Source organism: Flavobacterium ginsengiterrae (genome assembly GCF_039539785.1).
In the GTDB taxonomy this organism is placed as follows: domain Bacteria; phylum Bacteroidota; class Bacteroidia; order Flavobacteriales; family Flavobacteriaceae; genus Flavobacterium; species Flavobacterium ginsengiterrae.
This window is the reverse complement of the sequence record NZ_BAABDU010000004.1, coordinates 1175844-1192240: the sequence shown is the minus strand read 5'-3', so window position 1 is coordinate 1192240 and position 16397 is coordinate 1175844. Positions and strand designations below refer to the sequence as shown.

Sequence of the window (16397 nt, the reverse complement as noted above, 5' to 3'; positions counted from 1 at the left end):
TGCGATCAGTTAATTAACCAACCAACATTAAAAAACATTTTAAAAGTATGAAAAAACTATTGAACAGAATTAGGTTCGACAAACCTTTTTTGAAATTCGATTTGAAGATGAAATTGACCACATTATTCTTAATAACCACTCTCACGGTTATGCAGGCGGGTGTAACCTACTCGCAAAAAGCAAAAATGTCTTTCAGTGCCAATAACATGACGGTTGCAAAAGCAATAGAAAAACTGGAATACACGACCAGCTACAGATTTGTTTACAATGTGAGATCTGTAGATTTAAACAGAACCATTGATGTTAATGTAAACAATGCTTCTATCGAAACCATTTTGAATACGATTTTTAAAGATACCAGTACAGATTACAAAGTGTCTGGAAATCATATTGTTTTAATGGCAAAGAAAATCGAAGCAGAAAAAACTGAAGCTAAAAAAGAAGTTGCAGATTTTATTGTAAAAGGACGTGTTACAGATGAAAAAGGAATGCCTTTAGTTGGAGCAGCAGTTTCTGATAATGGTTCCGGACGAGGCGTAAATACAGATTTTAATGGCGAATATCAGATTATTGCGGTAAGCAGCGAAACGACTCTGGCTTTTGCTTATTTAGGATTTGTAAGACAGGAAATAAAAGTAGAAGGCAGAAGCGTTATAAATGTTGTTTTAAAAGAAGATGTATTAGAACTTGAAGGTGTGGTTTTAAAAACTGGATATCAGGATATTAGTGCAGAAAAAGCAACAGGTTCTTTTTCCAGCTTAAAGGCAAAAGATTTTCAGGAACAGCGTTTAAGCGGTTTAGATAAAATTTTAGAAGGACGTATTGTTGGATATCAAGACGGAAAAATTCGTGGTACAACATCTATGAATACTAATGCGATGGCTCCGTTATATGTTATTGACGGTTTTCCTGTTGAAAATACTAGATTAACACCTTATGCAACTATAGAAGAAAATCTTCCTAACTTAAACTTAGAAGACATCGAAACGATTACAGTTTTAAAAGATGCGGCAGCTTCTTCTATTTATGGTGCTCGTGCGGCAAATGGAGTTATAGTAATTACAACAAAAAAAGCAAAACAAGGTAAAACAAACATTTCGTTTTCAAGTAATTTAACCATTACACCTTACCGAAATTATACAGGCAATCTTACTAGTTCTGCTGATATTATTGGTTTAGAAAGAGGATGGGCAGATGGAAATCCTAATTTAAAAACTGCTAACGCCAATACATACGCACAATCTTTATTGAATAATGCAGCATTTACCAGTTTGGGAATGCAGACTATTTTAAACGGTTACGCAGGAAATATTTCTCAGGCAGAAATGAATAATCGTTTAAACCAGCTTGGCTCTCAGGGATATAAATACTATGATGATGTGGCAAAATACGCAAAACGCGATCAGTATTTTATGCAGCACAATCTTAGTTTAGGTAAAGCGAGTCAAAACAATACTTTTAATGCTTCGATTACGTACAAAGACAATCAGTTGGAAGATATGTATTCTGAAAATCAGTCGGTTGGTATTAATTTGAAAAATTCGACTCAGATTAACGACTGGCTTTCTTTAGATTTGGGAACTTATTTAAACTACGGAATAGGAGATACTCAGTATTATAAGCCTATTAATCCGGCAGCTGTTTCTGATAATCCTGGATTTAAATGGCAGCCATACAATCAATTAGTAAATAACGACGGAACTAATTTTGTTTCAACTGCTGCTTCTCGCTACAATAATTTTACGCTTAATTCTATGCAGACTTATGGTCTTTACAACATGGATATTACGCCGATGGACGAGTTAGGAAGAAATTTAACTGAAAACAAAAATTTCTTAAACAGAACATTTGCCAAGTTTAATGTAAAATTCAGCAGCGCTTTTACTTACAATGCAATGTTCCAATACGAGTTTGCCTCAGATCGTGCAAGTCAATTGTTTGCAAAAGAATCATTTTATGTTAGAAATAAAGTAAATGGTTTGGTAACACTTGCTAATAACAAAGCAGTTTACAATTTACCTTATGGAGATATCATAAAAGAAACCAACCAATTTTCTAACGCTTATAATTTCCGTCAGCAATTAAATTTCAATCAGACTTTTGCAGAAAAGCATGATTTTTCTGCTATCGCAGGTATGGAAATCCGTCATTCCAAACAAGAATATAACGATAACACACGCTATGGTTACGATTCACAAGCCTTAACTTTTACAGCAATAAATCAAGCCGATTTATTAAAAGTATACGGCGCTGTTTTTGGCGGTTATATGTCACAAAATGATTTTGGATTACAAAAAGAATTACAGAACCGTTATGTTTCTGTTTATTCTACAGGAGGTTATACGTATGATAAAAGATATTCTCTTTCTGGAAGTATTCGTTGGGATCGTTCAAACCTTTGGGGAACAGATAGCAAATACCAAAACAAACCAATCTGGTCTGTAGGTGCGGGCTGGAATATTAACAATGAATCATTTTTTGATGTTGCTTGGGTTGATGCTCTTAAACTGCGAGGTTCTTATGGTATTGCAGGAAACATTGCTAAAGATTCTGCTCCTTATTTAACCGCTTTTTATTATGCCAATGCCAATGTTGGAGGAACTTATGGAAGTGTAGGTAAGCGACCAAATCCTGAGTTGTCTTGGGAAAAAACAACAACAACCAATATTGGTTTAGACTTTTCATTCTTTAAAAGCAGATTAAGCGGAACTCTGGATTTATACAACAAAAAAGGTCAGGATTTGTTAGCAAGCAGCCAGGGAATTCCAACAGAAGGGTTTGGATATTCTACGTACTATCTTAATAATGGAGAAATGACCAACAAAGGTATCGAAGCCACTTTAAGAGGCACAATCGTAAAAATGCCTTCTTTCTCTTGGGATGCCGCTGTTTTGTATGCCTACAATAAAAATACAGTAGATTATGTAAATGTAAAAGCTCCTGTTTATTATTTACAATTAGATTACCCGCAGGCTTATCCTAGAATTGGAACCAGTTTTAACGCTATTTATGGCTATCAATGGGCTGGTTTAAGTAATACAGGAATGCCTCAGGTTTATGATGCTTCAGGAACTGCAGTTAAATATAATCCAGGACAGTTAGACGCAATTAAAGATTACGGTTCAACAGTTCCTACACACAGTGGTTCTTTCCACACATCTGCTAATTATAAAAACTTCTCGCTTTCGGCTCTTTTTATTTACGAGTTAGGACATAAAGTAAAAAACACATTTTTGCCAATGTTGAATAACAGTTACAATGGTGCGCTTGGAGGTTATGTAACAGATATTTCGGTGGTAAACAATCGTATTGCAGATCGTTGGATGCAGCCAGGAGATGAAGCTTTTACCAATGTTCCTAGAGCGGTTTACGAATATGAAGCTGATTTTAATTCAGAATCCCGCACTATTTATTCTTATGCAGATATTAATATTTTGGACGCTTCAAATGTAAGATTGAGCAACATTTCGTTAGCGTATCAAATGCCAAAAGATATTATTAAAAGAGTAAAACTAGACGGAGTACGATTCAATTTGAATGCAGAAAACGTATACACTTTTGCCAAAAGCAGAGATGCCAAATACATGCTAGGCGGCTTTATATCTCCAAGTTTTGTCATGGGAGTAAATGTTAATTTCTAATTTTTAAAGACTAGACGATGAAAAATATATATAAAAAAGTAGCGTGCGTATTGGCTTTAGGATTGACTTTAGCATCTTGCGAAGACTATTTGAACGATGTGCCAAAAGGAGCAAAATCACCGGAAACATTAGCAGATTATGAAGCTTTTTTGCGCGATGAATACAACACAAGATTAGATATTCTGGGAGCAAATCATGTACTAAACGATCAATTTGTAACAGCCGCTTCATTAACAAGCAATAGATTGTATAATGCAAATTATATGTGGGATGAAAATGCAGATCGTATCGCATTGAAAGTATCAGACGAATCGTACTATTATACGGCTTACAGCGGAATTTCAGCTTTTAATTTAATTATTGAAAATGCGCTTTCGACAACCAAAGCGACTGAGCAAGAACAAAGAGTGGTTTGGGCACAAGCAAAAATAATGCGTGCCATGAACTTCTTTTATGTAACTAATTTTTATGCAGATACTTATGCAGCTTCTACAGCAGCAACAAAATTATCAGTTCCGTTAATTACAAGTGCCAATATCAATGCGCCAAGCAAACAAGTAACCATTCAGGAAATGTATGATTTTATTCTGAATGATATTAAAGAAGCATTGCCTTATTTGCCTAAAGTCTCTCAAACCGCTTTGCATCCAAATTTAGGAGCTGGTTATGCTTTTTATTCAAGAGTCTATCTACAAATGAGTAACTACACAGAAGCTTTAAAATATGCAGATTTAGCATTAGCAGAAAATAATAAATTGTTTGACTGGGTAGCTTTTTACGAAGCAAATAAGGCAATTATTGATGTGCCCAATTCATATACTACTGCTGTATCGCCAATGGGTTATAACAATGTCGAAAATTATATGTTTAGACACGGATCAAGTCGTTCATTAGGAAGAGAACCAAGTATTCCAGTAGAAAGAGCGGCGCGTTTTGAAACGGGAGATTTACGTTTAAAATCACGTTGGAAAATAAGAACCGTAGGCGCTGACACTTATTACTATTCAATATTATCAGGAATGTACAATTTTGGAGGCCTTACAACTGTTGAGGTTTATTTAATAAAAGCGGAGTGTTTGGCACGTGATAATAAAATCAGCGAAGCATTGGCAATTTTAAATGCAATTCGTAAAACACGCATTCTTCCAGCATCTTATCAGGATATTGCAACAACAGACAAAACAACAGCTTTGAATGCTATTTTCAAAACAAAAAATAATGAATTTGTACAGGCTCTTATTCCTTATGCAGATGCAAGACGTTTAAATGCAGAAGGCGTTTATAAAGTTAGTTTTAACAAAGTTGTAAATGGAACTACTTACACATTAAAATCAGATTCTCATTTATGGACATCGCCTTTCCCACAAGGAGCAACTCAAAATCCAGGAAATGGAACACTTACTCAAAACGTAGCTAAATAATCAAAAAAACGAAAGCTTCCTGATTAGGAAAACTTCTGAAAAGGAAGCTTTATAAAAAAATAACACCCATGAAAAATCTAAAAAACAACATTTATGCTCTTTGCGTGTGCTTACTGCTTACAGGTTACGCAGACGCTCAGGCAAAAAAAACGCCCGCAGCGGGATATACTGTAGAAGCACAAATTACAGGACTTGAAGACGGAACAATCGTAAAATTAATTCCGGGAGCCACACACTCAAGTGAAACAGCAGTTGCTGAAACCAAAGTAAAAGACGGAAAATTTTCATTTACAGGAAAATTAAATGAACCAAGATATTTCTACTTAGCTTTTGGAGACAACAAAGGTTTTATTCCGGTTATGGTTGAAAATTCAAAAATAAAAGTAACCGCATCAGCAGAAAATCCAAAACAAGAAGGCGGCAGAATCAGTTTTAAAAACCAAACCATTACAGGTTCAAAAGCAAACGATTATTTTGTAAAACAAACTGCTTTTAAAGATGAATTAAACAAAGATTACGAAGCGTATCATGTTGGAATCGAAGAATTAAGCAACGTTGTAGGTAAAGCCAGAAAAGAAAATAACAAAAAACTTATGGACTCTGTTTCTAATCTTCCTCAATGGAAAAAATTTGAAGCAGATGAAAAAGCATTCTTTACCAAAGTAGAAAAACTGACAACAGACGTTATTACAAGACATAAAACAAACTGGTGGGGACCATTTTTTATGATGACTCAGTTTTCATACCTAACGCCAGACCAAAAACCTTTGTATGAACAATTCTCCGATGCAGCTAAAAAAAGCTATTACGGACAATTGGTTGACAAAGAAATAAATCCAAAATCTCTTGTAGGAACAAGCGTTGCCAATTTTCAATTAAACGATAAAGACGGAAATGCTAAAAGCGTAAAAGACATCGTTTCTGGTAAAAAATACATTCTAATTGATTTTTGGGCTTCATGGTGCGCGCCATGCCGTAAAGAAATTCCAAACCTGAAAAATGCTTATGCAGCTTATGCAGAAAAAGGATTTGAAGTTTTGAGTATTTCGATTGATAAAGACCAAAAAGCATGGTTAAAAGCTTTAGGACAGGAAAACATGCAATGGCCAAATTTATATGATGATGATAAAGTAAGCAAAGCATTCAATGTAAAAACAATTCCGGCCACTTATTTAGTAGACAGTAAAGGCGTTATCGTTTCAGATAATTTACGCGGAGAAGCTCTTGAAGCAAAATTGAAAGAACTTTTAAAATCTTAAATTTTAGTCTCAGTTTTCAGTCTGGTAAACTTAGATCACACACACATAGCATAAAACTATTTTTCTATGTGTTTAAAAAAACATCGCAATAAAAAAATAACAATATGAAAAGTACAATCTTAAAAACAGGTTTCGCTGCATTGGTAATTGCAGCTTCTATAACGTCCTGTTCTAAAAAAGCAGACAGCTACACGATTAACGGAACTATCGACGGTGTAAAAGACGGATTAGTATATTTAGAAACTTTTGGCGACAGTACAAAAGTGGTAGATTCTGCAAAAGTTGTAGACGGTAAATTTACCTTAACAGGATCAGTAACAGAGCCATTACTGCATACAATCAAACTAAAAGGAGTAGAATACGGAAGATCATTTTTATTAGAAAATGGAACAATTGCATTTAAAGCCTTAAAAGATTCTATTTTTAAAGGAAAAATTGAAGGCGCAAAACAAGATTCTATTTATCAGTCATTCTACAAAAACGAATTTGCTAAAATTCAGAAAATTGCATTTCCATTATATCAATTATCTGATTCATTGTACAAAGTTGATGCCGCAGATAAAAACATTCCAAAAGGAAAACTTTCAGAAGAACACCGCGTTTTTATGGATAAAAAATGGGCAGATCTTCAAACCATTGCCGACAAAACAACATCAGAATATATCGAAAAAAATAAATCAAGTATTGGTGCTGCTCTGGTTTTAGACGACAGATTAATTAAATATCCAAATCCGGCTTTAGCAAAAAAAATGTACGATGTTTTATCGCCGGAAGTAAAAGAATCTTTCTACGGAAAAAAAGTAAAAGCTTCTGTTGAGCTTTTCGAAAAAACTGCCGTTGGAGCTGTTGCACCAGAGTTTTCGCAGACTGATGTAAGCGGAAAAGTCGTAAAATTATCAGATTACAAAGGAAAATATGTTTTAGTAGATTTCTGGGCAAGCTGGTGCGGACCATGCCGTAAAGAAAATCCAAATGTAGTTTTGGCTTACAAAACGTATCACGACAAAGGATTTGAAGTTTTAGGCGTTTCGCTTGACGACAAAAAAGAAGCGTGGACAAAAGCAATCGAAAAAGACGGCTTAACCTGGACTCATGTTTCTGATCTAAAAGGATGGAAAAACGAAGCGGCTAAAATCTACGGCGTTTCTGTAGTGCCAACCAATTACTTAATTGGTCCTGACGGAAAAATTGCAGCTTCAAACTTAAGAGAAGAAGAACTTCAGAAAAAACTAAAAGAAATTTTCAGCAAATCTTAAAATATATTGTTCAGTTTTAGCGTACTCAAAAAGCTTTGTCAAAGTTTCAAACTTTGACAAAGTTTACGATTACGACTGACCGCAAAAAAAAAAAACCGCGTAAATCCGCGTTTTCGCGATAGCGAATCCGTTTTATCCGCGTTAAAAATTATACACAGCTATTGGGTAAAATTTTGTAAACGTTAGAAAAAAAATCAATCAAACAAAAATGAAAAAAACTATCTTTCTGGGCTATTGCTCACTAGCATTCTGCACGCTTATTTCAGCGCAGAGTAAATCAGTTAACTTCAAGAAAATAAAAGAATTAGGCGGAATAGAAGAATATTTATACCAACCAAACGGCATGAATGTTTTGCTTTTGCAGGACAATGCTTCTCCGGTGGCAACCGTGCAGATTGTATATCGTGTAGGTTCTAAACATGAAGTTTTAGGAAACACCGGATCAACACACCTTTTAGAGCATTTAATGTTTAAAGGAACACCAAGTTTCAACAAGAAAAACGGAAACACGATTACTGATGTTCTGCAAAATACAGGAGCGCAGTTAAATGCTACAACATGGTACGACAGAACCAATTATTTTGAAACACTGCCAAGTGATAAAATCGAACTTGCAATTCAAATTGAAGCCGACAGAATGCGTAATTCTTTATTATTAAAAGAAGATAAAGAAGCAGAAATGACCGTTGTACGCAACGAATTTGAACGCGGCGAAAACAATCCAAACAGTTTATTAGACAAAGAAATCTGGGCTTCGGCTTATATTGCGCATCCATATCATCATTCAACAATTGGATGGAAATCAGATATAGAAAATGCACCAATCGAAGTACTGAAGAATTTCTACAATACCTATTATTGGCCAGATAATGCGACTTTAACCATTATTGGCGATTTTAAAAAAGACAATGTTTTTGAACTAATCGAAAAATACTTCGGTAAAATTACAAAAGCGCCAAACGCAATGCCACAGCCGTATACGCAGGAACCTCAGCAATACGGTGCGCGCAAAATTGTAGTAAGAAAACCGGGCGAATTAGGTGTTGTAAACAAAGCCTATAAAATTCCGGGTGCTTTACACGAAGATCTTCCGGCCTTAAATATTTTAGGAGAAATTATAGGCGCGGGACCATCGGCGATTTTAAATAAAACCTTTGTAGATACACGTTTAGGAATTTACGCTTATGCAAATGCGACTAATTTTAAAGAAGTTGGGCTTTTTACCATTGGCGTAGGTTTCCCAACCACATCAAAACACGAAGATATTGATGCTAAAATCAGCGAAGTCGTAGCAAAAATCCAAAAAGAAGGTGTAACCCAAGATGAGGTAAACCGAGTTGTGGCAAAAATCAGCGCGCAGACTATTTTGGCAAGAGACGGTTCCGGCGTTATTGCATCAGAATTAAACGAAGCTATTGCATCTGGCGACTGGACAGATTATATTACTGGTGTCGACCGATTGAAAAAAGTAACTCCGGCTGATGTTTTGCGTGTGGCTCAAAAATATTTAGTCGAAGACCAAAGCACAACAGGTTATTTTATTCCAAAACAGACAGGATCTCAAAATCAGGATTCGGCGAAAGCAAGTAATTATATGCCGGAAAATGGCCCGTTTTATTACAGACATTCAGAAGACGGACATGTACACGAAGAACCAGCTTCGGTTCTTTCTTCGGAACAAAAAAATACTGCAGCAATTGCTTTTGATGATACTCAAATCGAAAAAACAGCTTCGGCTTATAAACGAGAAAAAGCAGCAGGAATCGACGTAATTTCGGTAAAAACTTCAGCAAAAGATTTCGTAACCGTTGCGGCCAGTATTTCATTAGGAAACTATGCAAACGAAGGAAAAAATAATATCATTCCGTCACTAACTGCTTCAATGTTATCAAAAGGAACTACGTTGAATGACAAATTCAAATTTTCAGAAAAACTACAGAAATTAGGTGTAAACTTAAACGTAAATGCTTCTACTTTTAAAATCAATATTGGCTTTAAATGTTTGAAAAAAGACTTAGATCAGGTAATTGCTTTATTAGCAGAAGAACTAAGAAATCCATTATTTGATGCCAAAGAATTCGAAAACCTAAAACAGCAGTTTATTGGCAATACACAACAGGATTTAAACGATCCGGGCGAGAGAGGAAGCATTGCATTATCGCAGGCGATTTATCCAAAAGCAAATCCAAACTACAGTTTAAGCGTTGAAGATAATATTACTAATATTAAAAATGCATCTCTAGATGAAGTAAAAGCATTCCACAAAAAATATTTTGGACCTGCTTCAATGCACCTTGTAATTGTGGGAGATACAGAAGGTGCTAATTTACCCGCTTCGCTAAAAAAATCATTCAAAAACTGGAATGGTGGGGTTGTAGAAAACATGAAATTTGAAGAAGCCGTAAAAGCCAATTCAAAAACAGAAATAGTTACAATTCCAGAAAAACCAAGCGCTGAGTTGTTTATAGGACAATATACAGGTTTAAAAAGAACCGATGCCGATTATATTCCGTTTTACATAGGAAACTACACATTAGGCGCAGGATTTGCCGGACGTTTAATGCAGACAGTCCGCGACAACGACGGATTAACCTATAATATTTCATCTGGATTAGGCGGAAATATTGCAACCGGCGGATATTGGTTTGTAAACGCATCTTTTAATCCGGCATTATTTCAAAAAGGACTTGACGCCACAAAAGTTCAGGTAGATAAATGGGTAAAAGACGGAATTACAGCAACAGAACTTGAAAATAAGAAAACCAATTTAATTGGAAGTTTTAAAGTAGGAATGTCAACCACAAACGGAATGGCGAGAACTATTTTAAGCTTTGTAGAAAGAGGTTTAGAGCCAAATTATATCGAGCAGTATCCAAAAGATATCGAAAAAGCCACTTTACAGCAGGTAAACGACGCGATTAAGAAATACATTCAGCTGGATAAAATGATCATTATTAAAGCTGGTTCGCTCGATAAGTAGTTTTCAGTGATCAGTAGTCAGTTTTTAGTGATCAGATTAGATTGGGCAGTTCAACTTTGTTAAAGTTTCAAACTTTGACAAAGTAACCACGACTGAACACTAAAAACTGAACACTCAATACTAAAAATAAATTTTAATAGTAGTCTTTCATCATTTTTAATTAGAATCTGAATTAGTAAGCCATTTTCTTTGAAAGACCCAAAAGAGCTGTTTTTGCCGACAGCTCTTTTTTTCAAACAATCAAATCAAAAAACAATGAAAAACACCATAATTGCATTTCTGTTATTGATTTCCGCATCTATGTCCGCACAAATGTACAATCCTGTAAAATGGTCGGCATCTGTAGAAAAAATATCAGATAAAGAATATATCTTAAAAGCACAGGCCGTAATACAATCCGGCTGGCATTTATACGGACAATATATCGAAGAAGGCGGTCCTTCGCCAACAGCATTCCGATTTAAAACCGACAAGAAAAACTTCGAATTAATTGGAAAAACAACTGAAGGAAAAGGGCACGAAACTGTCGATAAAATCTTCGACATGAAAATTAAATATTTTGAAGATAAAGCCGTTTTTACCCAAAAAATCAAATTTACTTCAGATAATATTTCGAATGTTTCAGCAGATGTCGATTTTATGGTCTGCGACGACAGTAACTGTTTACCGCCTTCTACTGAAGAACTGACCTTTAAAATTTCAAGTGAAAAGAAATTGGCAGCTGCCGAAGAAACTCCAATCGTAAAAAAAGATTCTTCAATTGCAGAACAAAAATCAGTTGTTGAAACCAAAGAAACAACACCAAAAACAGAAGCAGCGTCAAACAAGAAAACCGAATCAAGAGGTTTGTTAAGCATTTTTATAATTGCCTTTTTATCAGGTTTTGCGGCTTTGCTTACGCCATGCGTTTTCCCAATGATTCCTATGACTGTAAGTTATTTTACAAAACAAAGTAAAACCAAAGTGGCAGGAATTAGAAACGCCATGATTTACGGAATTTCAATCGTAATTATTTACGTTTTATTAGGCTCGATTGTAACCGCCGTTTTTGGTGCCGATTCGTTAAACGCACTTTCAACAAACGTTTGGTTTAATTTAATATTCTTTATTTTACTTGTCGTTTTTGCGTGTTCATTTTTGGGTGCTTTCGAAATTGTTCTTCCAAGTTCTTTAGCCAATAAAGTAGATTCTCAGGCCGATAGAGGCGGACTTATTGGAATTTTCTTTATGGCTTTGGCTTTAGCTATTGTCTCTTTTTCATGCACAGGACCAATCGTAGGAACACTTTTGGTTGAAGCAGCTTCAAAAGGCGGCATCGCGCCAATTGTGGGAATGCTGGGATTTTCGATTGCAATCGCACTTCCATTTTCATTATTTGCTGCTTTTCCGGGCTGGTTAAACGCACTTCCAAAATCTGGCGGATGGCTGAATACCGTAAAAGTAGTTTTAGGATTTCTGGAACTGGCTTTGGCTTTCAAATTTTTATCAAATGCTGATTTAGTATTACAGTTACATTGGTTAGAAAGAGAAATCTTTTTAGCCATTTGGATTGCCGTTTTCGGAATGCTGGCTTTTTATTTATTCGGAAAAATTACACTGCCGCACGATTCGCCGTTAAACCATATTTCGGTAGGAAGATTAAGTTTAGGACTGCTTGTTTTAACTTTTACCATTTATTTAATTCCCGGACTTTGGGGCGCTCCATTAAAATTAATCAGCGGATTCCCGCCGCCAATGCATTACAGCGAATCTCCTGACGGATTGGGCGGTTCTAAAATCTCTGGTGAAAGTTCTAAATCAAATCTGCCGGAAGGCGCAGAACACGGTCCGCAGAACATTATCACTTTCCATGATTACAACAAAGGAATGGAATATGCTAAAAAAGCAGGAAAACCGGTTTTATTGGATTTTACAGGATACGCCTGTGTAAACTGCAGAAAAATGGAAGAATTGGTTTGGTCAGATTCTAAAGTTTTAGGCGTTTTAAATAATGATGTCGTTTTAATTTCGTTGTATGTAGACGATAAAAAAGAACTGCCGGAAAGCGAGCAGTATGTTTCTGAAACGACTGGAAAAAAAATCAAAACCATTGGAAACAAATGGAGCGATTTACAGATTAAAACTTACAAAGCAAATGCACAGCCGTTTTATGTAATTGTAGATCACAAAAATGCAAGTTTAGCGGAACCATCAGCTTATAATCCAAATATCGAAGAATATTATAACTGGCTGCAAAGCGGTATTAAAAACTTTAAAAAGTAAAATGTTTTTTAAATGATAAATGAAATGGAAGTTACTTTAAAAACAAGCGCGTTAGAAAACTATTTTTCAGAATTTAGAGAAAATACAATTGGCGTAAATCACAGTTTCGAATCGATTTACGGAACTCAAAACCTGTTATACGCCGACTGGATTGCCAGCGGAAGATTGTATTTTCCTATTGAAGATATTATGCTTCGAAAAATTGGTCCTATGATTGCCAATACACATTCTTTTTCAAGCCAGACAGGAAAAGCGTCAACCTATGCTTATCAATACGCGAGAAAGCTTATTAAAGATCATGTAAACGCTTCTGAAACAGATTGTCTCGTGGCAACTGGAAGCGGCATGACAGCTGCTTTAAACAAACTGCAGCGCATTATGGGACTGCGTTCTGAAGATAATATTTACAACATAAAATTGAATTTAGACGACGAAAGACCTGTGGTTTTTATCACACATATGGAACATCATTCCAATCAGGTTCCGTGGTACGAAACTATTGCCGATGTTGTGGTTTTACCCTGCGGAAAAAATAATCTGGTTGACCCGAAAATACTTTCAGAAGAATTAAAAAAATACTCGAATAGAAGGTTAAAAATAGGCTCTTTTACGGCTTGTTCTAACGTAACCGGAATTATTACGCCTTATCATGAACTAGCGAAAATAATGCACCAAAACGGCGGTTATTGTTTTGTTGATTTTGCCGCTTCGGCACCGTATGTTAAAATCGATATGCATCCTAAAAATCCGGAAGAACAACTAGATGCAATTTTCTTTTCACCTCATAAATTTTTGGGCGGACCCGGAACCTGCGGTATTTTGGTTTTTAATGAAAAGCTGTATAAATCTAATTTTCCCGATAATCCGGGCGGAGGAAATGTAAAATGCACCAATCCGTGGGGCGGTTATCATTACAGCGATGCCATTGAAGTAAAAGAAGACGGCGGAACTCCGGGATTTCTGCAGGTTATGAGAACCGCTTTATGTTTACAGCTCAAAGACAAAATGGGCACAGAAAACATGAAAAACCGCGAAACAGAATTATTAAATCTGTGTTTTTCTGAATTGCAAAAAATTGAAGGTTTAACCATTTTAGGCGATTTGGAAACCGAAAGAATTGGCTGTGTTTCTTTTACTGTAGAAAATATTCACTACAATCTTTTGGTTCGATTATTAAATGACCGTTTTGGTATTCAGGTTCGCGGCGGCTGGTCGTGTGCCAGTACATATGCGCATTTTCTGCTTGATATTAATGAAGAAAAATCAAATAAAATCACAAACGGAATTCTTCAGAAAAACCTAACCGAAAAACCGGGCTGGGTAAGGGTTTCACTTCATCCAACCATGACAAATAACGAACTTTTAAGTATTTGTAATGCTGTTAAAGAAATTGTTCTAAATATTGAACAATGGCAGAAGGCGTATCAATACAATCCAATTTCAAATGAGTTTGATAATCTTTTAATAAAAGAAACGATTGAAGAAGATGTAAAAGAATGGTTTACATTGTAATAAGGAAAAGTTTTATTTTCAAAAGCCTTTAAATAGAAATATTTAAAGGCTTTTCTATTTAAACAGCAGGTGTTTATTCATTTATCTTGAATTAAAAAGGTTTCATTTTACATTTTGAAACGTAAATGTTTAAAAATGAGGTGTTTTAATTTTTAAGTTTGACCTAATTCTGTAAAATCTACTTAATCAATTACAGAATCAAAACTCGTACAAACAATAAAAATTTAAACCTAAGATTATGAACAAAAAAAACTTTTTAGCAATAGTATTTAGTTTGTTGTTTTTATCATTTTCATTTTTAAATGCACAAACTAAGAAAAAGCCCAATATCATTATGTTAATTTCTGATGATACCGGCTGGGGAGATTTAGGGGTTTATGGAGGTGGTGTAGGAAGAGGAATGCCGACTCCAAATCTGGATAAAATGGCCAAAGAAGGAATGCAGTTTTGGGATTTCTACGGACAGCCCAGTTGTACACCAGGAAGAGCTGCAATGCTTACAGGGCGTATTCCAAACCGAAGCGGTATGACTACAGTAGCTTTTCAAGGACAAGGCGGCGGATTACCAAAAGAAGAATGGACATTGGCTTCGGTACTTAAGAAAGGCAATTACAAAACCTATTTTTCCGGAAAATGGCACTTAGGAGAAGCCGATTATGCTATGCCGATTGCTCATGGTTTTGATAAAATGCAAAATGTGGTTTTGTATCACTTAAATGCTTACACGTATTGTTTTCCATCATGGAATCCTGAGATGCCGGCAGAAATGCTGACTTTTCTTCAAAAAGCAACTATTGGAGTTCTTGAAGGTGAAGCAGGAGGAAAAGCACGTGAAATAAGCAAAGTTACAGAAGAAAATATTGCTGAGCTGGATATGATGATGGTAGAAAACAACCTTAAACAGCTTGATGAATATGGTAAAAGCAAAGATCCGTTTTTTATGTGTATTAACTTTGCAAAAAATCACCAGCCTAATCTGCCGTCCAAACAGTTTGTAAACAGATCTCCGGGAAAGAGCAAATACTCTGATGCTGTAGTCGAAATGGACTATAATGTAGGTCGTATTATGGATAAAATTCGTTCTTTGGGAATCAGCGATAACACTATTGTGATTTATACCGTTGATAATGGAGCCTGGCAGGATGTTCATCCAGATTCTGGCTATACACCTTTTAGAGGTACCAAAGGAACAGACAGAGAAGGAGGAAGCCGTGTACCTGCAATTGCCTGGTGGCCGGGACAAATTGAAGCTGGCAGCGAAAGCCATGATATTGTAGGCGGACTTGATCTTATGGCAACATTTGCCAGTCTTGCTGGTGTTGAACTTCCTAAAAAAGACCGAGCTGGTGTAGATATGGTTTTTGACAGCTATGACATGTCGAATGTATTATTTAAAAAAGATAAACCACTTCGTGACAGATGGTTTTATTTTACAGAAGCAGAACTATCACCAGGAGCTGTGCGTATAGGAAAATTTAAAGCTGTATTTAATACCCGCGGAGATAATGGTGCTATTGCAGGAAGTGATGCGCCGGGTCAGCAATTGGGTTGGAGAGGAGACGAAACTTATGTAGCAACAGTTCCCGCTATTTATAATTTGTGGCAGGATCCGCAGGAACGTTATGATCTTTTCATGAACAGCTGGACAGAAAAAACATGGACGGCAATTATCTTTAATCAAGCTATTGCAGATTTAATGAAAACCTATGCTAAAATACCTCCAAGAGCACCTCAGAGTGAAACTTTTACTGGAGAAATGCAAATTCAACAATACAGAACAATTGAGCAGGTGAAAAAAATGATGAGTGAAAAAAAATCAACACTTCCTCCTTTAAGCGTAGATTAGAAATAGAATAATGAATTCTCAAGGTTTTTATTTGAAGCTCAAACCATTTGGGAGTAATAGTAATAAGCTTTAGAAAAAAGATGAAACAAGTTAAAGCCATTAGTATTTTCTAATGGCTTTTTTTGTAATTGTTTATAATGATAAATCTGCAATGTTGTAAAATCCAAATTTGAATTGTTTTTAGAAATTAGTGCGTATGAGTTCCAATAATCACGAATCA

At 35.6% G+C, this 16397-nt stretch carries 8 protein-coding genes; all 8 read left to right on the top strand.

The window, feature by feature from the left end:
* The first annotated feature begins 47 nt into the window (after positions 1-47).
* The 8 genes from ABD859_RS15625 (at position 48) to ABD859_RS15590 (ending at position 16177) form a co-directional block, all read left to right on the top strand.
* Positions 48-3641 (top strand): SusC/RagA family TonB-linked outer membrane protein, encoded by a 3594-nt coding sequence (locus ABD859_RS15625; RefSeq protein WP_345145517.1) that lies wholly within the window; start codon positions 48-50, stop codon positions 3639-3641.
* 17 nt (positions 3642-3658) lie between these two features.
* The gene (locus ABD859_RS15620; protein WP_345145516.1) at positions 3659-5062 is read left to right on the top strand and encodes a RagB/SusD family nutrient uptake outer membrane protein; all 1404 of its coding nucleotides are present in this window, start codon (positions 3659-3661) and stop codon (positions 5060-5062) included.
* A gap of 68 nt (positions 5063-5130) precedes the next feature.
* A complete protein-coding gene (locus tag ABD859_RS15615; RefSeq protein ID WP_345145515.1) occupies positions 5131-6321 on the top strand; it encodes a redoxin domain-containing protein in 1191 nt (396 codons plus the stop codon).
* A gap of 104 nt (positions 6322-6425) precedes the next feature.
* Complete coding sequence (locus ABD859_RS15610) at positions 6426-7577, top strand: redoxin domain-containing protein (protein WP_345145514.1); 1152 nt, start codon at positions 6426-6428, stop codon at positions 7575-7577.
* 208 nt (positions 7578-7785) lie between these two features.
* A complete protein-coding gene (locus ABD859_RS15605; protein ID WP_345145513.1) occupies positions 7786-10557 on the top strand; it encodes a M16 family metallopeptidase in 2772 nt (923 codons plus the stop codon).
* Positions 10558-10812: 255 nt separating this feature from the next.
* On the top strand, positions 10813-12819 hold the full coding sequence (locus ABD859_RS15600; RefSeq protein WP_345145512.1) for a protein-disulfide reductase DsbD family protein: 2007 nt from the start codon (positions 10813-10815) through the stop codon (positions 12817-12819).
* A 12-nt stretch (positions 12820-12831) separates the two neighbouring features.
* Positions 12832-14331 carry an aminotransferase class V-fold PLP-dependent enzyme gene (locus ABD859_RS15595; protein ID WP_345145511.1) on the top strand — a complete coding sequence of 500 codons (1500 nt, stop codon included), beginning with the start codon at positions 12832-12834 and terminating at the stop codon, positions 14329-14331.
* A 238-nt stretch (positions 14332-14569) separates the two neighbouring features.
* Positions 14570-16177: an arylsulfatase gene (locus tag ABD859_RS15590; RefSeq protein ID WP_345145510.1), complete on the top strand. Its 1608-nt coding sequence runs from the start codon at positions 14570-14572 to the stop codon at positions 16175-16177.
* Positions 16178-16397 lie beyond the last annotated feature (220 nt).